This window comes from Larkinella harenae, assembly GCF_054780515.1.
In genome coordinates this window covers 90,511-113,944 of record NZ_BAAGWE010000002.1, presented here as the reverse complement: position 1 = coordinate 113,944, position 23,434 = coordinate 90,511, and the positions used below count along the sequence as shown (strand labels likewise).

General features: G+C 50.9%; 21 protein-coding genes. 13 read left to right on the top strand and 8 right to left on the bottom strand.

Going from position 1 to position 23,434, the window contains the following annotated elements; all coding sequences use genetic code 11:
• Positions 1–80 precede the first annotated feature (80 nt).
• The 6 genes from ACYVH9_RS11830 (at position 81) to argB (ending at position 6,057) form a co-directional block, all read left to right on the top strand.
• Positions 81–806, top strand: a complete 726-nt coding sequence (locus ACYVH9_RS11830; protein ID WP_460636562.1) for a hypothetical protein — start codon at positions 81–83, stop codon at positions 804–806.
• 120 nt (positions 807–926) lie between these two features.
• A complete protein-coding gene (locus ACYVH9_RS11825) occupies positions 927–1,655 on the top strand; it encodes an alpha/beta fold hydrolase (RefSeq protein WP_460636561.1) in 729 nt (242 codons plus the stop codon).
• Positions 1,656–1,815: 160 nt separating this feature from the next.
• Entirely contained in the window at positions 1,816–3,018 is a 1,203-nt protein-coding gene (locus ACYVH9_RS11820; protein WP_460636560.1) for a hypothetical protein, read from the top strand.
• A 146-nt stretch (positions 3,019–3,164) separates the two neighbouring features.
• Complete coding sequence (locus ACYVH9_RS11815) at positions 3,165–4,292, top strand: aspartate aminotransferase family protein (RefSeq protein ID WP_460636559.1); 1,128 nt, start codon at positions 3,165–3,167, stop codon at positions 4,290–4,292.
• Positions 4,293–4,321: 29 nt separating this feature from the next.
• Entirely contained in the window at positions 4,322–5,269 is a 948-nt protein-coding gene (locus ACYVH9_RS11810) for an N-acetylornithine carbamoyltransferase (RefSeq protein WP_460636558.1), read from the top strand.
• The gene (argB, locus tag ACYVH9_RS11805; RefSeq protein ID WP_460636557.1) at positions 5,266–6,057 is read left to right on the top strand and encodes an acetylglutamate kinase; all 792 of its coding nucleotides are present in this window, start codon (positions 5,266–5,268) and stop codon (positions 6,055–6,057) included. Before ACYVH9_RS11810 ends, argB begins: the two co-directional genes overlap by 4 nt.
• Before the next feature lie 21 nt (positions 6,058–6,078).
• On the opposite strand, the gene ACYVH9_RS11800 is transcribed toward argB, so the two are convergent.
• From ACYVH9_RS11800 to ACYVH9_RS11775, 6 genes are all read right to left on the bottom strand, one after another.
• Complete coding sequence (locus tag ACYVH9_RS11800; protein WP_460636556.1) at positions 6,079–6,624, bottom strand: C40 family peptidase; 546 nt, start codon at positions 6,622–6,624, stop codon at positions 6,079–6,081.
• A gap of 222 nt (positions 6,625–6,846) precedes the next feature.
• The gene (locus tag ACYVH9_RS11795; protein WP_460636555.1) at positions 6,847–7,782 is read right to left on the bottom strand and encodes an esterase-like activity of phytase family protein; all 936 of its coding nucleotides are present in this window, start codon (positions 7,780–7,782) and stop codon (positions 6,847–6,849) included.
• On the bottom strand, positions 7,779–10,550 hold the full coding sequence (locus ACYVH9_RS11790; protein WP_460636554.1) for a CHAT domain-containing protein: 2,772 nt from the start codon (positions 10,548–10,550) through the stop codon (positions 7,779–7,781). The genes ACYVH9_RS11795 and ACYVH9_RS11790 overlap by 4 nt, the downstream gene beginning before the upstream one ends.
• Positions 10,534–12,099, bottom strand: coding sequence for a S8/S53 family peptidase (locus ACYVH9_RS11785; RefSeq protein ID WP_460636553.1), 1,566 nt, complete (start codon positions 12,097–12,099; stop codon positions 10,534–10,536). Before ACYVH9_RS11785 ends, ACYVH9_RS11790 begins: the two co-directional genes overlap by 17 nt.
• Positions 12,100–12,120: 21 nt before the next feature.
• The gene (locus ACYVH9_RS11780) at positions 12,121–12,840 is read right to left on the bottom strand and encodes a hypothetical protein (RefSeq protein ID WP_460636552.1); all 720 of its coding nucleotides are present in this window, start codon (positions 12,838–12,840) and stop codon (positions 12,121–12,123) included.
• The gene (locus tag ACYVH9_RS11775; protein WP_460636551.1) at positions 12,837–13,430 is read right to left on the bottom strand and encodes an RNA polymerase sigma factor; all 594 of its coding nucleotides are present in this window, start codon (positions 13,428–13,430) and stop codon (positions 12,837–12,839) included. Before ACYVH9_RS11775 ends, ACYVH9_RS11780 begins: the two co-directional genes overlap by 4 nt.
• A gap of 169 nt (positions 13,431–13,599) precedes the next feature.
• On the opposite strand from ACYVH9_RS11775, the gene ACYVH9_RS11770 reads away from it, so the two are divergent.
• The 3 genes from ACYVH9_RS11770 (at position 13,600) to ACYVH9_RS11760 (ending at position 17,842) form a co-directional block, all read left to right on the top strand.
• Complete coding sequence (locus tag ACYVH9_RS11770) at positions 13,600–15,360, top strand: hypothetical protein (RefSeq protein WP_460636550.1); 1,761 nt, start codon at positions 13,600–13,602, stop codon at positions 15,358–15,360.
• Positions 15,361–15,448: 88 nt separating this feature from the next.
• Entirely contained in the window at positions 15,449–16,078 is a 630-nt protein-coding gene (locus ACYVH9_RS11765; RefSeq protein WP_460636549.1) for a hypothetical protein, read from the top strand.
• A gap of 42 nt (positions 16,079–16,120) precedes the next feature.
• Positions 16,121–17,842, top strand: a complete 1,722-nt coding sequence (locus ACYVH9_RS11760; protein ID WP_460636548.1) for a S8 family serine peptidase — start codon at positions 16,121–16,123, stop codon at positions 17,840–17,842.
• A gap of 27 nt (positions 17,843–17,869) precedes the next feature.
• On the opposite strand, the gene ACYVH9_RS11755 is transcribed toward ACYVH9_RS11760, so the two are convergent.
• Together ACYVH9_RS11755 and ACYVH9_RS11750 are read right to left on the bottom strand one after the other, a co-directional pair.
• Entirely contained in the window at positions 17,870–18,661 is a 792-nt protein-coding gene (locus ACYVH9_RS11755) for a hypothetical protein (protein WP_460636547.1), read from the bottom strand.
• A gap of 113 nt (positions 18,662–18,774) precedes the next feature.
• Complete coding sequence (locus ACYVH9_RS11750; protein WP_460636546.1) at positions 18,775–20,052, bottom strand: NAD(P)/FAD-dependent oxidoreductase; 1,278 nt, start codon at positions 20,050–20,052, stop codon at positions 18,775–18,777.
• 80 nt (positions 20,053–20,132) lie between these two features.
• Here ACYVH9_RS11750 and ACYVH9_RS11745 point away from each other — a divergent pair, with 80 nt between their 5' ends.
• The 4 genes from ACYVH9_RS11745 to ACYVH9_RS11730 all read left to right on the top strand — a co-directional run bounded on the left by ACYVH9_RS11745 (position 20,133) and on the right by ACYVH9_RS11730 (position 23,361).
• Positions 20,133–20,708, top strand: a complete 576-nt coding sequence (locus tag ACYVH9_RS11745) for an anthranilate synthase component II (RefSeq protein WP_460636545.1) — start codon at positions 20,133–20,135, stop codon at positions 20,706–20,708.
• 52 nt (positions 20,709–20,760) lie between these two features.
• Positions 20,761–21,558, top strand: a complete 798-nt coding sequence (locus ACYVH9_RS11740; protein ID WP_460636544.1) for an alpha/beta fold hydrolase — start codon at positions 20,761–20,763, stop codon at positions 21,556–21,558.
• A gap of 156 nt (positions 21,559–21,714) precedes the next feature.
• Positions 21,715–22,383, top strand: coding sequence for a CBS domain-containing protein (locus ACYVH9_RS11735; protein WP_460636543.1), 669 nt, complete (start codon positions 21,715–21,717; stop codon positions 22,381–22,383).
• Between the two features lie 93 nt (positions 22,384–22,476).
• Positions 22,477–23,361, top strand: coding sequence for an NAD kinase (locus ACYVH9_RS11730; RefSeq protein WP_460636542.1), 885 nt, complete (start codon positions 22,477–22,479; stop codon positions 23,359–23,361).
• The last annotated feature ends 73 nt before the right edge of the window (positions 23,362–23,434 follow it).

Here is a 23,434-nt window from a genome sequence, read left to right as displayed (position 1 = left end):
GGGGATTTTGGGCGCACTGGATAAAAAATACCCCATTTCGGAGGCCCGCTTAAGTAAAAAATAAGCCAAATTTTGCAGGGATGACAATCATTCTGCTTTATTTGCCCCCAGTTACAACGAATACAATTCAGTTAATCAAATCTCCATTTTTAACATTCATGAGAACTCTTTCCAAATTGGCAGTGTATTCACTGCTCTCCACAGCCCTGTTAAGCGCTTGTAGCCGTCCTTACGCCACCTACCAGAAAATGCCGGTTGAACGCTTTGGTAGCCGTCAGGAGGTTTCGGCACCGCAAGCCCCTTCAACTGCTTCGGAAAATGTAGCTGCGCTCACGGTAGAAGCTCCTGCTGTAACCCCCGCCGAGACTGCAACCCCGCTGACAACAGCAGCTGCGTTGAAGAATGTTGAGCAGCAACTTCAGGAAGCTGTGGCCCGGAATGACAATAAACTGGCCGGTTCTAAGAAAGTAGAAAAGCGGATGGCCCGCGTTCAGAATTTACTTGCTGAAGCAAGTGCCAAAGCAGCTAACACAACGGATAACACCAAGGCTGCAGCAATGACTTCGACCAAGAAAATGAATCTGGCGGAGCGGATGATGATGAAAAAAGTCGACAAACAACTTAAAAAATCACTGGCGCCGGAAGAAGCTAAGGCCATGAGCCGGACCCTGAAAGCCGGTATCATTGTTGGTGTTGTCGGTTTGCTGTTCGCGCTGTTGTTTGGTGGCGTATTAGGATTGCTGGGTATACTGATGCTGATCGGTGGTCTTGTGCTGATCCTGGTTGATGTACTCTCGCAGGCATAAAATTTAAATTTTAGTTGTTATCATTTGGCGTAGTTGCTGGTCTGTGACTGGTGGCTACGCCAAACTGTTTTCGGACTTCGTGGTTTATAAACACAGATACACCTTCAAAGCAATTGAACTATGAGCAATAAACCCGTTATTGTGCTGATTCACGGACATGGCGTTGATTCTTCCATTTGGAAGGAAGTCCATGACAGCCTGGCTACTGAATATGCCGTTGTTAAACCCGATTTTTCGACGAATACAAACCACGAGACGATTGAAGCTTACGCCGAAGATTTGTTTAGCCAGTTGCAATCGTCGCAAATTGAGTCGTGCATACTGGTGGGTCATTCGATGGGGGGCTATATTGCGCTGGCTTTTGCCGAACAGCACCCGAATCTTGTCGATGGGCTGATCCTGGTTAACTCAACGGCTTTTGCCGATACGGAAGAGAAAAAACAGGCCCGGCAAAAAGCCATCGAAACGATGGAGGAAAATGGTTCCGGAGCATTCATCGAGCAAACCGTACCAAAGATGTTTGGCGAGGAGTTCAGCCAGCGTCGTTCCGAAGACGTCAAAACCTATGTAGCCCAATTTTCCGAATTACCCGCGGAGGCACTCATTGCGGGCGTTAAAGCCATTGCTGCCCGACCAGAACGTGTTCAGGTACTGCAAAATGCGTCTTTCCCGGTTTTGATCATCGCGGGCAGACAGGATCAGATCATACCGTTTGATAAAAGTCAGGAATTGTTTGATAAAGTACCCGGTGCACAAACCGTAGTTCTCAACAATGCTGGTCACCTGGGAATGATCGAAAGTTCGGATGAACTGATCAATGCTATTCGGAACTTTGTGAACAAAAGATAAGGTTTAACCGAAACCCGGATTCAACCTGAAAAGCGGTATTGGGGCAACTCAATACCGCTTTTTTGTGCCCTATTCCAGAGAGCAAACGCCGATAACTAAATCGGCGGCAAAGACCGGGAGGGTTTGCCGTACCTTGGACGCCGATTAGAACAGCAAATCCATGACGGAATTAGTAATGAACCACACCTTCACCTATAAGCGACGACTTCCCACCGTTGGTGATATTGAACGGATTGGCGCGATCAGCGATCCGGTTATCCGAAACTTAGCGATTACGCAGTGTTACTACGAGTTGTCGGCGGTGTTTGACGAACGGACAGGGGCTGGTGCCAACTGGTGTACATTTGCCACCTGGGCTTCCAAACAGGCTGGACAGACGATTCGGCAGGAAGACGCTGTTCGGGAGCTAGAAGCCCGTTTGCGCATCCAGTCGGAAACGGGGGAGGCTCTGCGGCAACTGGTCGAAATCGTTCGTCAGCTCGGCCTTAGCCAGCAGCCGGACCGAATCCGGAAGATGATCTGGGGTAAAGTGGTTGGAGCTGCCATGAACCGGGCCAGTGAAGCCGTCAGTCGCGGAAACCGGAAAGTCTTTGTCGAAATTGGGCGTGAATTTGCCCGGTTTCTGGCGATCTGCGGTTCTGATTCTTCGTATGAATCGGAACACCTTCAGGAATTTTTGGAGGGACTCCAGCCGGGGGCACCCCCGGACGGACAGGACTATCTCCGGCAGGCTTTTACCGCTTATTACCAGTCCTGGTTTGAAGAGGACCCCAAGCAACGGGCAGAATTACAGCTGCTGGCGAATCTGGAAATCGGATTTCACGAGCAAACCCGTCTGCAACCTGAAATTGCCGAATCGCTTACCCTGGCACCAATCGATCCGGCGGTTTTGAAAAACGATTTGCTTGACCTGGTGTTTCCACCAAACAGCCAATTAGCAAGAGGGCGATTGTTTTTCCTGAATTTATTCGGCCAGCTTTCAAGCCTGGATCGGGCCATCGAAGCGCTCGTTCGCCGAATTCACCAGCAAATTCGGCTGGTGGTAACGGAACAACTCATGACGATGAGTTTTCCGCCGGATGTTCGTTTGCGGCTGGGTCATGATTTAATGAATATATTTCCGACTTCGCTGAAGGTCATTACCAACGCCGAGCTACACGAACTCCTGTTACAAATTGATCCAACCGCCAATAGCCTGCTGGACACTGGTGCGGTCGATTGGGCCGATCTGGCTGAACGCATTCATTTCATCGCGGATTTGTTTCGGTGTTACCACGAAACAAGAAATTTGTTTGGAGCGCCTTTTTTGCCCGAGCAAGTCGCGGTGTTCGTGGCCGGAAGACGGCCGGAAGGTCATCTCTGAAGAACCGTTGTCAGCCTAAGGTAGGAAAAGCAGGTGGTCAGACCTGCTTTTTACATTTTTAGCGCATATTTCCCGTTAGAATGCGTAAAATTGCAGGCTGATTGTCAGTACCCTGAAATTACTTATTCGCTTAATCCAGTTTCAAAATGCTTTTTAACGTCTATCCGCTCTACGACATCGAACCCGTTCGGGCGCAGGGCAGCTATTTATGGGACACCAAAGGTGACCGTTATCTTGATCTGTACGGTGGGCATGCGGTTATTTCCGTAGGCCATACACACCCGAAATACGTCAGGGCGTTGACAGAGCAATTAAATAGGATTGGTTTTTATTCCAATTCGGTACGGATTCGGCAGCAGGAAGAACTTTCGGAAAAACTAGGTGCCATGTCAGGCTATCCAGACTATGCCCTGTTTTTGTGTAATTCGGGCGCGGAAGCCAATGAAAACGCCCTGAAACTGGCCTCGTTTCATACCGGCCGGAAAAAGGTTGTGGCTTTCAAAAAAGCATTTCACGGACGCACTGCCGGTGCTGTAGCGGCTACTGACAACCCGTCGATCGTTGCGCCGGTCAATTACAACGAACACGTCACCTTTCTGCCATTCAATGATATTGAAGCCGCTCAGGCCGGAATTACCGACGAAGTTTGTGCTGTAATTATTGAAGGTATTCAGGGCGTGGGTGGTATTCAGGTGGCTACCGACGAGTTTTTGCAGGCATTGCGTCAGAAATGCGACGAAACCGGTACGGTCCTGATTCTCGACGGTGTGCAGTGCGGGTATGGTCGTACGGGCAAATTCTTCTCGCACCAGTTCAGCGGTATTACGCCGGATCTGATCTCAATGGCGAAAGGAATGGGCAACGGTTTCCCGATTGGTGGCGTGTTGATTTCTCCAAAGTTCAAGGCAACCTACGGTTTGCTTGGAACTACGTTCGGCGGCAATCACCTGGCTTGTGTGGCCGGAATTGCGGTGCTGGATATCATGAAAGAAGAAAATCTGCTTGAAAATGCCACCGAAATCGGCGCGTACATCATGGACGGTGTGCGCCAGATTGGTGGCTATAAAGAATTACGCGGGCGTGGGCTGATCATCGGGATTGAATACGATTTCCCGGTTGAAACACTGCGGAATAACCTGCTGTTTGAGCATCATATGTTTACGGGCGTTGCGGGTAAAAATACCATTCGGTTGTTGCCTTCCCTGGCGCTGGGCCGCGAGGAAGTCGATGTATTTCTGGAGGCTTTGAGCAAAGAAGTGCGTGTAATTTCGTAACCGCTATAACCTGATTCTGGCTACCGGAAATGACAAATTTTCTTACGTACAACGACGTACCCGATTTGAATGCCCTTATTCAGGAGGGATTGAATGCCAAACAAAGCCCATTTGCCGATCAGGCATTGGGCCACAATAAAACCATTGGTCTGATTTTCTTCAATTCGAGCCTGCGTACGCGCATGAGCACGCAAAAAGCCGCTCAGAACCTGGGTATGAACGTCATTACGATGAACGTCGGCCAGGATAGTTGGGGGCTGGAAATGGAAGAAGGAGTGGTGATGAATGGTGATAAGGCCGAGCACGTGAAAGAGGCTGCGGCTGTGGTTGGCAAATACTGCGATATCATTGCGGTACGGGCTTTTGCGGGCCTGAAAGACCGTGAGCTGGACTACCGTGAAGTGGTAATAAACCAGTTTGAAAAATACGCTGGTGTACCCATTGTCAATCTGGAATCGGCCACCCGCCATCCGCTGCAATCATTGGCCGACTGCATCACCATCGAAGAATTCAAGGTGCGGAAACGTCCGAAGGTGGTGCTGACCTGGTTGCCGCATTTCAAGCCGCTGCCGCAGGCGGTTGCCAACTCCTTCTGTGAATGGATGAACCACATGGATGTGGAGTTTGTGGTGACCCATCCCGAAGGCTATGATTTGGCTCCGGAATTTGTGGGCAGTGCCCGCGTTACCCACAATCAGGATGAAGCGTTCGAAGGCGCCGATTTCATTTACGGCAAAAATTGGTCATCTTACCAGCGATACGGGCAAGTACTGACCCAGGATTTGTCGTGGATGGTGACTATGGAGAAAATGGGGTTGACCGATAATGGGAAGTTCATGCATTGTCTGCCCGTTCGACGCAACATGAAAGTGACCGACGAAGTGCTGGATAGTCCTCAATCAATTGTTATCGAACAGGCGGGCAACCGCGAATGGTCGGCGCAAGCCGTGCTCAAAGGTATTTTGCAAGGTTTATGAACAGTTTGGTAATTATAAAAATCGGGGGCAATGTCATCGACAACCCCGAAGCCTTGAAGCAATTCCTGACCTCGTTTCGCAGCATTAACGGCCACAAAATTTTGATTCACGGGGGCGGCAAAATTGCGACCCAGGTTGCCGAAAAATTAGGGATCGCCACGACCATGGTGGAAGGCCGCCGAATTACGGACCAGCCTATGCTGGATGTGGTAACAATGGTATATGGCGGGTTGGTGAACAAACAGATTGTTGCTCAGTTACAGTCCCTTGGCGTTGACGCCATCGGTCTGACCGGCGCGGACGCCAATACCGTCCGGTCGAAAAAACGGGCCGTGGGAGCTATCGATTACGGTTTTGTCGGGGATATTGAGGAAGTAAACTCCGGTCAGATTCAATACATGATCCGGCAGAATCTGGTGCCGGTTTTTGCGCCGTTGACGTACGATCGCTTCGGTAGCCTGCTGAATACGAATGCGGATACGATGGCGTCGGCCATTGCCGTAGATACCGCTGTTCGCAACGAAGTAACACTCGTTTACTGCTTCGAGAAAAAAGGCGTCTTGTCAGATCCGGATAACGACGATAGTGTCATTGCCGAACTAACCCCCGAAAGTTACGTCGATTACAAGAACCGGGGAATCATCAATAAAGGCATGATCCCGAAGTTGGATAACGCGTTTCGGGCGTTGGAACAGGGTGTCAAAAAGGTCATTATCTGCCACGCCAATCAGGTAGCCGAAGCCGTGAGTGGGAGCGGAGGAGGAACGGTTTTGGGTTTAGGTGCTTAAGCTTTACGCGGTATTATCGAATCAACCAATAACGCGCCGAATGCCCACATAACGCTGTTGGTAATAGTTGGCGTGTAACCAGTCGTAACGAACTCCGCCATTCCAGGCCGAGTGAATAAATTTGATGCGGTCGCCAACGATTTCGACAATCATGCCAACGTGGCCAATGTTGCGGCTACGGGAGCTGTGTCCCTTGAAGAAAATCAAATCACCGGGCCGGGCCACATCCTGATCTACTTCGACACCGACGTTGCTCTGAGCCGTACTGGAATGGGGCAGGGTAATTCCAAATTTACTAAAGCAAAAACGGGTAAAGCCCGAACAGTCAAAACCGCGGGGGGACGAACCGCCCGAACGGTAGCGGGAGGAAAGATGTTTTTTTGCGTAACTCAGTAAGTCCTGCACCAACGGTAAGCGCTCGTAGAAAGCGGCTTCGTGCTTGGTTGAATCGGCCACTGCCGGTCGATTGGCAGAAGGATTTTTAAGAACTCTTTTGAATGGACGATGGGCTTGAGCAATGCCAAACGAGACAACGCAGAGCGCCGTCAGGAGCACTTTTCTAATCATAAATTAGTAGGTCAAGTCAAGTTGCGATTCTTAAAATTAGAACCGTTTGCTAAAAAGTCCAAACAATTTACTGTTTTTTACACCTTAGTGACAAACAATAATTGGTGATCCTTATGATGAAAGAGAATAGTAACGGTAGCTACAAGTGGCTGAAAGGGAAGGTCTTATCGGAGCCGTTAGCCTACAAATGATGTAGGGTTGATTTAGCCGCTGGCTAAAAAGCTATTTTACCTGCATTTCCAGTACAATAACCTGCGTCCATTGATTTTTCCCGGTATTGTCGTCCGACATAATGACCAGGTTTTTTTTGCCGTCGGTGTCTTCTCCCCAAGTCATGGCTTCGAGATTGTCGGGGTGAAAGCTATTGCGGTTGTTAAAATCAAAAGCGGGTTTTTCGTTTAGTTTAATCAGCTTACGGTTCGTTTCATCGATTCGGGCTTCGTAGAGTTTTGCCGTGACGGTTTTGGTCGAGTTCTCGTAGCAACGTTCCAGCACCAGTAACCGGGTTTCATCCCCGGGAATGGCAATAATTTCGGATATGCCACCGAGGGCTTCGCTTGGACAGACGTTCCGGTCGATTTCGTAACCAAACTCTGCATCGAAAACCAGCGAATCGTTGTCTTTACGGTAACGGTAAAAATGAATCAGGGAGTTGGTTACATGGGCTTCATCGGTTGACCCAGCTTCGGGGGCAATCCAAAGGTACCTATCCGTCAGAGCCAGTGCTTCAATGCCTTTGTTACGTTTAACCGGCATGGGATAGGGCAACGGTATTCTCTGAAACGACTCATTCGTTTTTGGTATGGCCTGTTTCCGGTAACCAACAAACGATTCGGTGTCGTTTTCAACCGAAAAATAATACGTGTCTGATGCTGCATCGTAACGCAAAGCTTCGAGATACAGACCCGTCTGGAAGCTGGAATCCGACTGGCAAGCCCAGTCTGTGAGCTGCCGGATATGATGGATGATATGGTATTGCCCCCGGTCTCCTGCCAAATGCCACTCCTGCCGATTTGGAATGTATTCGAGGCCGGAAATATTGTGAAGATTACGGCTTTTGGGAAGGGAGAGGTAGTCTTTGAGCGTAAAGGAAACCGGTTGGCTCCGGGCGGAAAAGAAAAAGAGGCAGCAAAAAACAACGAGAAAAAAAGGCTTCATACAGCAATGTTACGCTTTTTTTTGCTTCGAAGAATCCACCACCTGAGGGATACGATTCCCAGACCACCCAGACCGATGGCCCATACCCACACTTTCGAAGATTTGGGGAGGGGATCGGCGTTGCCAACCAGCAGGAGGCCCGCCCAGCGGCTGGGCAGTTGTTCGGTCAGGTCAGCCTGGGCCAGGTAATCAAGTTTGGCCTGCCGCAATGCCAGGTCTTTGGGGAGGCCTTCGGCCAGGTGGTCATAAAACCGTTCCGTTAGCGTATAGGTTGCGATACTTTCTACATTCCAAAGCGTGGTAAGCACGCTCGGAACACCCAGTAAGGCAAAACCCCGTGCCAAGCTAAAAACCCCTTCGCCCCGTTGATTCGCACCTACGCCAGTTTTGCAGGCCGATAGTCCGATGAGTTCGGCAGGAAGCTGACCTGAAGCCGTTAGCTCTGATAGACGTAAGGTGGAATCGGCAAAAAAAAGCGCTGGTTCCGAACCGCCACTGCTGTCAGCCTCGGCGTGGGTGAAAAGTTGAATAACCTGATATTGATCTGCTTGCCGACGAAAAGCGTTTCGGGTAGCGGCCGTTCCCATCAACAAAATCGGCGACGAAAACCGGTTGCTGATTCGTTGCAGAGAAGCATCGGAACCCGTGAGGGCAACCTGATTCAGTCGGGCCGAAAACTGAACGGGGGCCATACCCAAAAATGCCTTTGATGGGGCAGGAAACAGACCAGTAGCTGACGACGGCTCCCTAAAAAGCCGATTGAGTGAATACGCATAACTGAAAGCATACTGATTGATCAGAAAGTCTGGATGGCTCGCTGAGGCACTCAAGGCATCGAACGGCAGTAGGACGCCATCGGGCGAAACAATTACCCGGCCCGGCGGGAGCGCTAGCGGTGCCAGAAGCTGTTGGTAGAGTTGATTCGAAAGGCGCAGGTAATGATCGTACTGCCGATTCTGCTCGTCGGGTGTAGCGTTCAGGGCAAGCAATTCGCTCGCCAGTTGGGCGTATAACGCGGCAGGCAGCCGGTGGAGTTTGGTAGCGGTTGCAGTGATGCTCAGGGCGTATAAAGTAGTTTCACCTACGAAATAGGTCATTAGCGAGGCATTTCGCTGGGCCAGTTGTTGCTGCACCTGAGCCAGCGAAACTACTTCATTATCATATTTGTACCGGTAATAGTCCGGATTACTGCGTTCGAGTTGGTGTATAAACCGGGTCTGTTCTTCCTGAGCCCGGTATAGGCTATCCAGTGTTTTGGCGTAGCCAGCGGTGTTGATGGGTTTGCCGGCGAGCTTGTTCTGCCAGTCAGCTACCCGTTGCCGAAGTAGCCTTTCTTCCACCGTCTGAGCAGCTGACAGCTGGCGATTGGCACCCAATTCGTTCAACTTGTCGTTGAGCAGCACGGCGCGACTCTTCTCAAAAAAACGGAAAGCGCTGGCCGCATCATTCAGCCGGAAGCTGGTTTCAATTGCCTGTTCGTACAGACGGTGGGTTTTGTACCGCCAGAATAGCTTTGATTGCTGCCCCACGTGCTCCCAACGCATAAAGGCGATCATGGAATCGGCCAGTGCGTAGGTATTCAAGGCGTTTTGTAAACGAGCGGTAGGGTTGCCGGTCTCTTTTGCCCAATCGAGCCAGGTGTCGGCTTTATCCTGAATGAGCGTCAGCAGGTATTCTTTGTAGGCGGATGTCTGGATGGATCGGGCCGATGGGTTCAGCGTGGGCTTGCTGGTGTTTTTTAAATCCGTCCGGAGGGTTTTCAATCCTTTTTGGTAATAAGTGATCGCGGTTGCGAAATCCTTTTTCATCCAGTACACGGCGCCGATATTATCGTACAACCGGGCCTGTCGATTGAAATCTTTGGCTTTCATTAACGCCAGTTCGTAATAGTGCAGCGCTTGGTCATAGCGGCCAAGATCGTAGTAGTAAAAACCCAGATCCAGCTCAACGGAAGCAATTTTTTCTTCATTGTGCAACTGGCGGGTGCGGGCCAGCGACTGCAAAAAATACGGTTCAGCTTCAGCAAATCGCCGGGTCATCGTCAGCAGGTTGCCAACCATGCGGTGATAAATCGGCTGATCAAGATACAGCGAAGGAATGGAGCCACTTCGCGCAACAATTGATTTCGCCAGCGCTAATGCATCGGCGGTTTGCCCCATCGTTAATAACACCCGGACCCGTTCGTACTGGTTGTTGATCAATCCTTCCGAATCATCCGCTTTTGTGGCCCAGGCCATTCCCCGGTTTGTCCAGTTGAGGCTGGATTCGTGGTCGCCTTTATTAAATTGGATGAATGCCAATTCCGAAGCGGCCATCGCGGCCCAATGCCAGCGATGATGTTGCAGGCTGAGGTCCACGGTTTGTGTCAGATAGGACGTTGCCGTAGAAAAATCACTGAGTAGGAGGTGGACTTTGCCCAACCGGAAAAGCGCTTTGGGGACATCTTCATGGCGAGCTGCCGAACGGTTTTTTTGCGCCAGCGCCACGGCCTGCCGGGCGGTTTTTAACGCCAGTGAGTCTTTTCGATAGTAACCGGCGTCCTTGGCAAGCTGGTAAAGCAACTCAATAAAACGGGAATCCTGCACAGAGTGGCAGGATTCCCATTGGGCTACTAACTGACTCAAGACCGGATATTTTGGAAATTGAGGCTGGTTGACAATCGTTTGGTACTTTCTGGTTAGGGAAGCCGCTGGCAGGCACTGGGCCCGGGCCAAGCCAGCGTAGAATAAAAGCAGAAAAACAACAGGTACGTTACGGGATCTGAACATAATAATTGCTCGCAACGACACCATCGGCTCCCTCTGGAAAAGCCAGATCGTTCCATCGCGATTCTTGAATAGCCTTTAATAGTACGTGTCGGAAATCATTGCTCCTGTGGCTGAGCTGATCAAGACCGTGGTGCTGACCCAGCACGCCTGCAACCAGACCGGAGAAAAACGCTGTTGCAAAGGAACTGCCACCGACCCGATCAATGCCGCCCCGGTTGCGATCGGCACTCAACGCCGGATCGGTCGTATTCGGAAGGGAGTTTTTGTACCAAAGGTAAGGAGCCCGAAAATACCCCTGCCTTTGGCGGGCATCCGGATTTTGTTGGGTTGCCACTACGCCAACGTTAACGTACTGATCCGAATAGTTCTCGCGGCCCTGGCCGTTTTCCCAGACAGAAGTAACCGTGATGACATTTTTATGCGTCGCACTCAGGCAAGCCGGAAAGAGATTATTGGTTAACTGAACGCCCGATTGCTCCTCTGCATTGCCCCGGTTCCCGGCCGCACAGACTACCATGATTCTGCTTTCCAGCAGCCCGTCGAAGCAGGTTTTGAGCAACGGAATTGCTTTGGACGCCGGAATCACAAAACTGGCATTGATGACATCGGCTTCGTGTGCCTGGGCGTAGCATAAAGCACAAACAACGGTAAACAGGCTGCCAACCCCTTCGGAATCGAATGCCTTCAGGACCATAATTTCGGGCAAATAGGCACGATGGTAGCGATCAGCAGTTTGTGAAATGATGGCCGACAGCAGCGTGCCGTGTTCACACGGGCAGTCGTCGTCCGGGTTGTTGTTTTCAAAATTATTTACAATTCGGCCCGTTGTGGGATCGTACTGAATTCCGGCACGAATCATGTCAATCTTAGGCTGGCCAACAAAGTTCCAGCCAACAAAATCATTGGTAAGCTGGCAGGGGCTTCCTATACCGCCCTGCCAGAGCGGTACGCTCATCCCGCCCGTATTGTTCAGCCGGAAACCCGTATCGATAACCGCCACTTTCGGTGATTTTGAATCTTGAGAAAGGCCCGCAGGTAAGCCAAAATTACGTCTGGCCTCCTCTTGGGACAGAAACGTCTGGCTGGTTGAGACCTGAAGCGATTCGGTCGTTGACGGATACGAAAAAGCATAGCGATTCTGGCCCAACACTTCGAGGGATGCGCCCCGGGGTTCGGTATCACGTCCGGGACTAATCAGGGCATTTTCGGTCAGCAAGCGAACGATGCTTTTGTCTCCTCGTACCGTGATCAGGAAATAATCGCAGCACTGGCACAGTTGAATCAAACGAATGTGGAGCAGAGGAGACAGGACCGGTCTGGGCGCGGGTCGTAGCGGTTTTCTAGCGGGTTTATACAGGCGCGCACTAACTTCTTTTCCCGACAGGAGGTCTTTTAGCCAGGCCGCATCCGCATTTTTGAGCGGTCTGACAATGAACTCACCCGGAATCAACAGGTTATTACTGCTCCGGGAAAGAGGGTAGTGATTGGTAGTGAGAAAGTTGGCCAGTGCATCGGTGGAGCCAGGGCTGAATAAAGGGGTACGGGTCATAGCGGGCAACAAGAGATGAATTTATTCCAATGGAGGTATCAACCGCTCAGCCGCTTTCCTGCCTTCCAAATTCCTGCTTATCACGGTTTGAAGCAATAACCGGGCGCGATTTTTATCGCTCGGTTGTCCGCGCTTCAATAAGGCTAATGCTTCGTAGAAAATACCGGGATTAGCCCGTAACTCGGTGTGCTGGCTCAGGCGCTGAAACAGGTCGATGGCTTTGTCGTTGTTTCCCTGTCGGAGGGAAACAAGGCCGCTCAATTTTATCAGCTCTGTGTTGGCCGAATCTCGTTCCAGCAAAACCGTCAGCATCTTGCCGGCTTCCGTCAGTTTTCCTTCGTTGTAGGCCTGTTTGGCCCGTTGCAGGCTGTCTGGCTGACCGCTCATGGTTACTGGCAACAGGGTAAGATTCTCCCGAATGTAGCGATCGGTTAGTTCCTCTGCCGGGGGTTTGGGCCAGAACAGGAACAACCCCAGTACCACCAATGTGCAGGCTGCAACCGCATAAGCCAGTGGTCGCCAGGAAACCGTACGGCTTTGGTTCTCCTGTTGGCGAATCATTTCCCATTCTGCTTTTTGTTGCCGAACAGCTTCCTGCTGAACGGTTTTTCGGGCTTGCAGGTAAAAGGCAACGGCTTCGGCCAGCTCCGGGTCAGCTTCGATGCGTTGCTCAAAGGCGGCTTTTTCCGTGCCTGATAAATGACCCGCGAAATAATTATCAATGGTTTCCAGGTCGTTCATTGCTTCGTAAGTTTATAGGCTTCGCGTAGCCGTTCCAGACACCGTAACCGACTCACTTTGGCAACCGAAGAGGTATTGTACCCCAGTTGTTCCGCAATCTCCTCGTCCGAATACCCTTCTCCCCAGGCCAGCAGCATAGCCCGGCATTTGTCACCTAGTTTCTGCAGTTGCTGGTGGAGGTGGTCTGTATCGGCTTGTTCCAGCAGCTTCTGCACCACTGTACGGGCCGAATCGGGCAGTTGCAGCAGGGTATCATCCAGCGAAACCCCGTGGTTAACCCGCTGACGGTTAGTCGTCTTTTTTCGGATCAGGTCAACACATTTGTTGTTGAAAATCTGATAGATATAGGTTTCAAGTTCCGAACGCCCCTCAAAACGCCCGTTGCCGATCTGATCAATGACGGCCAAAACCGTATCGGCATACGCTGTGGCACAATCATCTTCTGATAATTGGTGTTTGCGAACGCCTTTACGAATAAAGAAAAGATACTTTTTGTAGAGCTGGTTTTCGGCCTGCCGGCGCGCCGGGCCGCCTGCCTGCAAACCGCTGACAATGTCGGAATCCGGCAAGTGTCTGGTAAAAAGGCCCATAGGATGAAATTGAAGGGGGAATGTACGAGAAAAACCGGGCTTTCAAAAAAAAATCAGGATTCGTGTTTCCGTTCAGAGCTGTCAATGCGACTCAGTAAGTGATTTCAGGCTGCAAGGCTTTGCCGGCTGTATCCACCTTTTCAAAAAACGATCATTCCATTTGTGAACCATGAAACGTTTATTTTACTGCACTTTGGCAATCCTGTTTTCAATAACCGCACTCCGGTGTAAAAAAGAAACAGACCCGAACCCGTCCGGTGGGCCGACTGGTCCCGGTAATTCTGCCGCAACGGCCCCGGTTGTCAACTCGGCTGCTCCAACAATCTCGGGTGTAGACGCAACCTCAGCAACGGTTTCTGCCGTTATCGCCGGCAACGGGGGCACCCCAATCAAGCAGCACGGTTTTGTATACAGCAAAACCAGCCAGACACCGACCATCGCCGACAATAAAACCGAGGCTGGAGCCACGACCGGACCATTTCCACTCACAATCACCAGTTCACTTTCCAGTCTGGAAGCGGGCACAACCTACCACATTCGGGCTTACGCAACCAATGAGAAGGGGACAAACTACGGTACCGTTGCGCAGGTAACGACAAATTCATCACCAACTCCCACGGCGGATAAAATGGTCTGGAAAGCTGCTCAGTCGCTATCCGACGGCTTTGATTACACCCAATTAGAAGCTTTGAAGGCCGGGGCCGACGGCAGTGTTCTGGTGGCTGGTACTTACGATAAACCCGGAAAAATGGGCCAGTTTACCTTGACTCCTTTGAATCTACAGGACGGTTTTTTGGCCAAACTCGACCCAAAAGGAGAACCGCTCTGGGTCCTCGAGTTGAAATCCACGTCGAGCGATGCGGTTTATTCAATCGATCTGGATGCAAGAGGGAATTATTACGTTGGGTTGCGGGCGGGCACCAGAGGAGGCAGTTTTGGGGGAGTGAGTTTGCCGGGAAGTAGCAGCAACGTGGCCAAAGTGAGCCCAAACGGAACCGTAGAATGGGTACGATCACTGGTCGCTAAAGGTTCTCAGATTGAGGTGGATGCGCAGGGCAATCTGTATACCATTGGACGGCTGGTGGGGCCGGAATCCATCACCGTTGGAACTTCAACCCTAACCGGCACCGACGGCAGCGAAGGATGGGATACTTTTCTGGCCAAATTCGACCCCAACGGAGTGTTTCAGTGGGTTCGTCAGTTTACAGGCCCCGGAACCCAGGATCTCTATTATGATGTGGATCCGAATGGTTCGGTCTATGCCTCTCTTCAATCACCGAAAGGGGCACCTTCCATTGGAGCGACGAAACTGGCGTCGGCTGGTGAATATCTTCTCAAAATGAGCCCCGCCGGAACCATTGAGTGGACCAAAACTTTGCAAAGCAACGCAAATGCATCCATTTCCGATTTACAGTGCAAAATTTCCGGAGAATTTATTGTTAGCATTTCCAGCCAGATTGGGGCCACAATTGAGGGAATTACCTCGACGGCTGCTGAACCCCGCATACTGGCTGTTTTTCGGGAAAATGGTACCGTCAAGTGGGGCACTGCATTGAAGGAAATTTATTACAAAGGGTATGAGATGGACAAGGAAGGCAATCTGTATACCGTTGGATTCGGTAACAGTTATTCACCACAGAAACTAGGCGATATCGACTTGCCGGCCCTTTTTTCCACACAAACTTACGACAACACGAAAACTTCTTATTTGCTGCTCGGTAAATACAGTCCGGTTCAGAAGAAATGGCAATGGGCCCTTCGAAACCAGCCTATTGCCGGGAACCCTTCTTCTGCCCGAATTGCCGTAACCACCCGAGGGAGCGTGTTGCTGGCAAGTTCGTTTCCAACCGGAAAAACACAATTTGGTACGACTGTAGTCGAGATGACCAGCCGTTTTGGTATCATCGTAGCTGCGGCTGACCAGCCCTAATTCGCTGCTGATCTTCACAATAGTCCTTTTTTCAACCGATTCCGGTTGAGACGGCATTCATCGGATATCATCCAAACTTATCAAGACAATGAAAAACAATTTTATTCATTTCCGGTCGGCTATGCTGACCGTACTGGGGAGTGCTTTGTTCCTGATAGCCTGTAAAAAAGATGCAGAGCCCACCAGCGGACTTTCAGCCAAGATTCAGAACATTGTATCGAAAGCAGCCCTTGATGATATGAGGGCCAAGGGGCTGATCATTCATGAAGGTACACAGCCGCCCAACATCGAGGGAATATTTGAGTCGAGTCCGCAACGGTTACTCAGTCCGTATGGACCGGCGGATCCTTTCCAAAAAGGGCGAATTAACAGCAATTATAAATTCCGGTTTTATCAGCAGCAGGGCGATGTCGTTCAGGTGGATTACCGGAATGCTTCTGGTTCAGAAACCGGTACTGGTCATGGGGCTTTTCTGGCGGGGGCCGGGAATGCGTTCAGTCTGTTTCTGGAATCGTCGGGAACGAGTGGCGGAGCTCCTTACAAAGCCGTACAGGTACTGACCGGCGAAATGACCGCCAGCGGCATCCGGAATTTTCAGTTCGCCGTGACGCTCACTCAGAAAACCGGTGATGAATCCAATGTCAAACTAATTCCCATCCATCAAGCCCGAGTCTGGGAAGACGGCGATCAACTGGCGCAAAAAGTCAGTACGTTTTGAAGACATACAACCAGTGGTTCACATTCCTAATCATTATTGACCATGCCACAAACCATTCCTCCCCACATCGAAACGATGTTGAAAAATTACCGCCCCCGGGTGATTGTGAAATTCGGATCGGCCGTTAGGTTACCCTATGAAGACGGGGCTGAAAAAGCGCTGCTGGCTCAGAAAAAGGGGCTGTGGAGCGACTTGCAGAAAAAGTTTCCCGGAGTTACGCTGCGGAAGATTTTTGATTCGGAAACCGAAAAATGCTATCGTGATTTGATCGAATCAGCCCGGCTTGAGAAGCCTGCCCAACCCGTTCCGGATTTTTTCAATTATTTCTACATTGATGTCCCCGAAAAGGCTGACCGGCAAGCGCTGATGAAATCGGTTCGGGCCTGGCAGGAAGTGGTTACGGTGTATGAAGAAGGAATTTGGGTACCAGCAGACCCCAATCCACGTGATTCGAACCCTTATTCGGTTGAACAGCGGTATCTGGACGCGGCCCCGCTTGGCATAGACGCTCGATTCACGCAACGATTGGCTAACGGCGATGGGAGCGGGATACAAATCGCGCATGTCGATTCAGGTTGGTTGCTGGCGCATGAAGATTTGAACGGGACGGGATCACGGATCTTTCGGATACCGCGAACTGGGACGTCCGATCAGCAACAATGGCATGGGACCGCGACAATGGGCGTTTTGGCCGCTGCTGATAACTCGAAAGGAGGAATAGGTATCGTGCCAAATGCAACCTTTGGAATAGCCGGAATTTATCATTCCGAAGGCCCGGCTTATTATGCCGCGCTGGCGTATGCTACACAGTGGTGCCGGGGGAGTTCAGGAAGCATTATGCTGATAACGTCTAATCTCTTTCGGTATTCGGATTGGGACCGCTATCATCATTTCGTGCCTGTGGAGTCAGAGCTGATGGTGTACGAAGCAATTCGATTTGCCACAACCAATCACGGTACTTGCGTAATTGCGTCGGCAGGGGAGAGTGTGATCGAGAACCAGCCCGGGCTGGATCTTGACACTTATACCGACGAAGCTGGTACCCGGATTTACAATCGAAGCACGCGTGATTCGGGTGCCATTCTGGTTGCCGCAGCTACATCAGATAGCCCACACCGTCGCTTGGGAAGCTCAAATTACGGTTATCGAATTGATGCCTACGCCTGGGGCGAAAATATAAGGACGACAGGCAGTGCTACGGATGCATCAAACCGGCGTGCCTACACCAGCAATTTTGGGGGTACTTCTGGAGCCGCAGCAATCGTGGCGGGGGCTGCAGCCGCTGTGCAGGGAATGGCGAAGTCAATTCGGCCGGGGGGCGTATTGGCACCGTCAGCATTACGCAATATATTGTCGGATCAAAACTTGAATACGCCATCGGCAAATCCTGGTATGGATCGAATTGGGGTAATGCCTGATCTGAAGAGAATCGCTGAACAGAACAATCTGGCCAAGTATCTGTTGGAAATTAGCCAGGAACAACTGAATGCTTTTGAGACCATGGAGCGGTTGAAGCATATATTGGCTTTCTACTGGCTAATCTTTGGCTCTATTCGTACTGATGGCCCCGGATGGGTTATTCCGGGCGGTTCTGGTGGTGGACCGGTTAAATTGGATCCCTGGTCTGGTCCTGTTACTGAGTTTCAGAAAGGTGTTCTCTTGCTTCAGTTTGCCGATGCATTTGGAGAATCGGATGCGGCCACGCTCCGAAAAATAGGATTAGAAACCATCCAGAAAGCATCCGCGAAAATCGGAAAGGCTTGATACATACCTGAAAAAGCAACGGCGGGGCTATGGACCGGTCTTTGCTTTTTCTTGCAATTGCTGGTAAACCATCGCAAAATCGTCACCCCGCTCAACGGCTTCGACTAGCTTTCGTAAACCGCTTCGCCCCACTACCGACAGCCAGCGGGAAACTTCCCGCCCGGCGGTCATGTACGCCAGCATAACCCGGTCAGGTTCACCGGAAAAAAAGCCTTTGAGCGATTTCAGCTCGTTCAGTTCCAACACCATTTGCTGGCCGTGGGATTGCTGTTGCCAGTGATCCTGAAATTCTTCGTAACGACGCAAGCTATCTTTGGCCGTGGTAAACCGCTGGTCGATCATCATTGCCAGGCCTTCGTTGAACCACTGGGGGATTTGCCGCTGGGTTTTTAGCCAGCCTAACCGGGTAAACAATTCATCGTGGCACATTTCGTGCGCCAGTACATCGGGGTTGCGTCCGTACGGATTGATGACAATCCAGGAATCTCCCCAGGGCGTCCCGAGGCTGCACCCGGCCCCCTCGCTGTCGTGGCAATACTGCTCATATTGCTCCGGCGTTTGGCAGTAGATGATGGTCGCGTGGCTTTGGGGCGGGCTGGTCCACAGCGCTTCCAGGCGTTTTCGGGCTTCGTGGATTTCAAATAAGAGATACACCCGTTGGTGTTCCGGTGTGGTTTTATCCACCCAAACCGCCGGAGCCAACCGCTGAAAGTCCGAAGCATAGTGGATGAACTGACAACGGACAATCTGGGGAAAGGTCAGGAAGTAGGCCAGCGGTAGAATCAGCAGAAATAAAAGAAAACGAATAAACCAGCGCATTAAAGCAAATTACGTTTATGGTTTCGAGTTTACGGTTTGAGAAGGAGCACTATTTTTTTAGCCGTTCAAACCGTAAGCTCGAAACCACATACTTTTTTGTTCCTACGAGGTTGTTATACAGCGCTTTTTGCGTTGCTGATCATTTCGGCAACGCGCCGGCCGGTTTGCATGGCCGCATTCAGAGAAGGGTACGCTGTTTGGTCACCGCACTGATACAGATGGTCGTCGTGTTTTAGGGCGGCATGGTGGGCATCTGCCCAATAAGCGGGCAGCGACTCCGGGATGTGGTAGGTTCTGAGCCAGCGCCACTGTTCGACCTCAGGGCCAAACCAGCCCACCAGTTCCTTGCGAATCCGTTCGGTCAGGGCCTTTTCATTGACAACTTCGAGCCCCTGGGTGCTCACCGAAATCAAGGCTTGCCCGGTAGGGGCGTAAGAAGGAGCTACGTCAGTCAGAATAGCCAGATTGTGCACCGCCGATTGCCGGTTTGTGTTGAGCAGCAACAGTTTTCCGGCCCGCGGCTGTGTCAGTTTTGGAGACTGACTGGCCGCAAAATACGTATTGGTCGTGTGGGTGAAGTCTCGTTCGGAATTGGTAGTACCCAGCAGGCGGTGTGCGGATGAAGCATCGACCGCCAGGACGACTGTACCTGCGTGCACGGTTTCGCCATTATCCAGGTAAAGGGTGGTGCCCTGGATGTGCCGAACCGGCGTGTTTAACCGGATCTGGTCGGGGGCCAGTCGGCTGGCCAACTGCCGGGGGATCGCTTCCATACCGGTTGCCGGAACCGCAGCGTCACCTTCATAGAACATGTTAAAGCAGAACTGAAAAAAGTTGCTGGACGTGGCCAGGGCATCTTCCAGAAAAATGCCGCCGAAGAAAGGGCGGAAAAACAGGTTGATAATCTGTTCAGAAAATCCAAATTCTTCCAGAAACGTCTCGGTATCGGTTGCCTTCTGATGAAAAAAATCATTCGTTGACAGCCCACTAACCTGCCGCATCAATTCAACAACCCGTAATTTATCGCTGAAGGTACCCGCGTCGGACGACAGTGTTTGAAACACGCTCGATGGCTCACGAAGTGGGTTGATGAATGGAATCCAGCGCTCTGAAGAACCACTCTGGTGATGAATCAGTGCACCGGGCCGAAAGCGTTGCAGGTTCAAGGCGTCGTAATCCAACAACCGCCGGGCTTCGGGATAAGCCGTCAGCAGGATCTGAAATCCCCGGTCGAGCCGAAAGCCGTCGATTGTATCGGTACGAACGCGACCACCGACGCCGTCGGAAGCTTCCAGGATGGTGGCTTCGATGCCAGCCTGGCGGAGGTAAACGGCGCAGGTCAGACCAGCCATGCCTGCCCCGACAATCACTACTGAGGAATTGGATTGCATCAGGATTTCAGTTCTAGTTTGCACAAAAATACGGCTTACCGGATAGGATGATTATTTTTGCCGTTTTAGTTTATCATTCCATGAATTTACTCGTTCTGGACAACATTGATTCGTTCACTTACATGCTTGTTGATTACCTGAAACAGGCGGGAGCAACGTGCCGGGTAGTCCGGAATACGGCTTCGATGAGTGACATTATGAACGAACCGTACGACGGAGTCGTTTTGTCGCCCGGTCCCGGAACGCCCCGGCAGGCGGGGTGTTTGCATGCCGTGATCGACCACTACCACCAGCAACTTCCGATGCTGGGTGTTTGTTTAGGGCATCAGGCCCTGGGTGAGTATTTTGGCGCGTGTCTGACAAAAGCCCAACAGCCCATGCACGGTAAATTATCGATTGTGCACAAACTGGCCAATGACCGATTGCTGGTCAATTTACCCGATCGGTTTACGGTAACCCGCTATCATTCGCTGGTACTGAACGACCTGCCAGCGGACCTGGTTCCGCTGGCTGCAACGGACAAAGGAGAAAATATGATTTTGCGGCACTGTGCCCTTCCACTGTGGGGAATTCAGTTTCATCCCGAAGCGGCATTAACCCAATATGGACTAGAGATATTAAAAAATTGGATTACCTTTGTGAAAACGATAAAATAACGTCTCTTTAGTTGTATTTTTCTAATTTTTCTACGACAAAACTAAGACCGCTATGAACTATCATGTTCGGAAAGAGGGTAACTTCCGCTACATTGACGAAGGACAAGGCGAGGTGTTGCTTTTACTTCATGGACTATTCGGTGCACTGAGCAACTGGGACGGCGTCATCAACGCCTTTGCCAATCGGTATCGGGTTGTCATTCCGGTGATGCCTATTTATGAAATGCCGATTCGGGAAGCTGGATTAGAAGGATTAGTAAAATTTATTGAAGATTTTCTGGATTTTAAAAAGCTGGATAAGCTGACGTTGTTGGGGAATTCGCTGGGGGGCCACGTTGGGTTACTTTACACGCTGAAACACCCGAATATGGTCAAACGGCTGGTGTTGACGGGCAGCTCGGGCCTGTTTGAAAACTCGATGGGCGGTTCGTATCCCAAGCGGGGCAGCTACGATTATATTGCTGAACGCGTCGCGTACACCTTCTATGATCCGAAAGTAGCCACGAAGGAGCTGATTGACGAAGTGTTCGAGATTACGAACAGCATTCCGAAATGCCTGCGGATTGTTGCCATTGCCAAGTCGGCCCAGCGGAACAATGTGGCGAAGGATATTCAGCAGATTACCATTCCAACGTTGTTGATTTGGGGGTTGAACGATACGATTACCCCGCCCGAAGTCGCCCACGAGTTTAACCGGCTGATTCCCAATTCAGAATTGTATTTTATTGATAAATGCTGCCATGCTCCGATGATGGAGCATCCCGACCGCTTTAATGCGTTGCTGACGGAATGGCTGGAAAAACAACCCCTTTCAGAGATCAATCGACAAAGTAATCTGACCGTTGCCTGATTATATGAAAGAAATTTCCGGAAAGATTTTGAAACTCTAACGGAAATTTCTTAGTTTTCAGCTATACTGTTTTGCCAATTTGCACTGGCGTTTCTTCGGAAGAGCCGGGTGCGATTGGCTGAAAACAACGAACAGTTTAGTAAACAACCGACACCGATGCTGGCTTCCGAACTGATTGACCCGATGATACCAGCCCTGAAGCCAACGGATACCGTTGGGCAGGCTATTGACTGGATGCAGGAACACCGTGTCGGACAACTGGCAATTGTAGATCAGGGCCAGTATAAGGGACTGGTGAATGAGGACCTGCTGATGGATATTCCCGACGACCGAAGCCAATTGAGCGATGTCATGCGGCTTTTCGAACATTTGTCGGTGCATGAAAATCAACATTTGTACGAACTTCTGAGTTTGGTTGCCGAACACCGGCTTCAAGTCATTGCGGTAGTCAACGAAGATCAGGAGTTTATGGGAACGGTTTCGACCAGCGAGCTGCTGAAGCAGTTTGCGCAGTTGCTGGGCATCCAGGAAGCCGGGGCCATTCTGATTCTCTCGATCAACGAACGTGATTACTCCATGGCCGAAATTAGTCGCCTGGTCGAATCAAATAACGTTCGGGTTATCAGCAGTTACTTCGCCGGTGCAGCCTATGGGATGCCGGATAAGTCGCGGCTGACGCTCAAACTCAACCGCAAAGACATTAGTCCCGTGGTGGCCACGCTAGAGCGGTTTGGCTACACCATTGAAGCAGCTTTTGCCAATACCCCCATCGAGACCATTGACCAGGGACGACTCGATATGTTGCTTCGATACCTGGATTCTTAAAATACAGCCAACAATCGGTCGGCAGTTCTTATCAGAATATTGGACTTTTCTTTCATCTTTGCAGTCTGACAGAAGAACTGACCGACGAGTTTTATGAAAATTGCTATTCACGGACGCAATGTTGTCGAACTGGCCACCCCGTTTATCCAATCGATGTTCGATGAACTGGCCCGGCGGCAGATTGAAGTGCAGCTATCCGAAGTCTACCGTTCCTTCCTCGACTCTGCCGGCATTATCCATCATACGACGTTAACTTATTCTTCACACCGCGACATCTTTGACGCCGATTTTGCTTTTAGCCTCGGTGGTGATGGCACGCTGCTGGAAGTGTTGACGCACGTTGGGCCCCGGGGGATTCCGATTGCGGGCATCAATATCGGCCGACTCGGATTTCTGACCACGATCTCTCCTGAAAAACCGGATTCCTTGCCGGCGCTGCTTCAGGCATTGTCCATTGGCGACTACCGGCTTGATGAACGAACATTAGTTAACCTGCAATCGGAAGAAGACCTGTTTGATGGGGTTCCTTTTGGTTTGAATGACGTAACCATTACCAAAACGGAAACGTCGTCGATGATTACGGTTCATACCTACCTGAATGGCGATTTCCTGAATTCGTACTGGGCCGACGGTTTGATCATTTCAACGGCAACCGGATCAACAGGGTATTCGCTGAGCTGTGGCGGCCCTTTGTTACTGCCCCACAACAGCAACTTTATTGTCACACCGATCAGCCCACATAATTTGAACGTCCGACCGATGGTAGTGCCGGATTCGGCCCAGTTGTCGTTCGATGTAGAAAGCCGGAGCAATACGTTTCTGGTTTCGGTTGATTCCCGATTTCGGACCGTTAATACCGGGACTCGCCTGAGTGTTCGCAAAGAAAACTTTGTAGCCCGGCTTGTCAAAATGAGCGACGACACCTTCCTGAACACCTTGCGCAGCAAGCTCAGTTGGGGGTGGGATATCCGAAATTAGAAAACAGTTCGGCACGATATTGGGTCTGCATGAAGTAAAAACCACGCATTTTGTGGACCATCGCCGAACACTT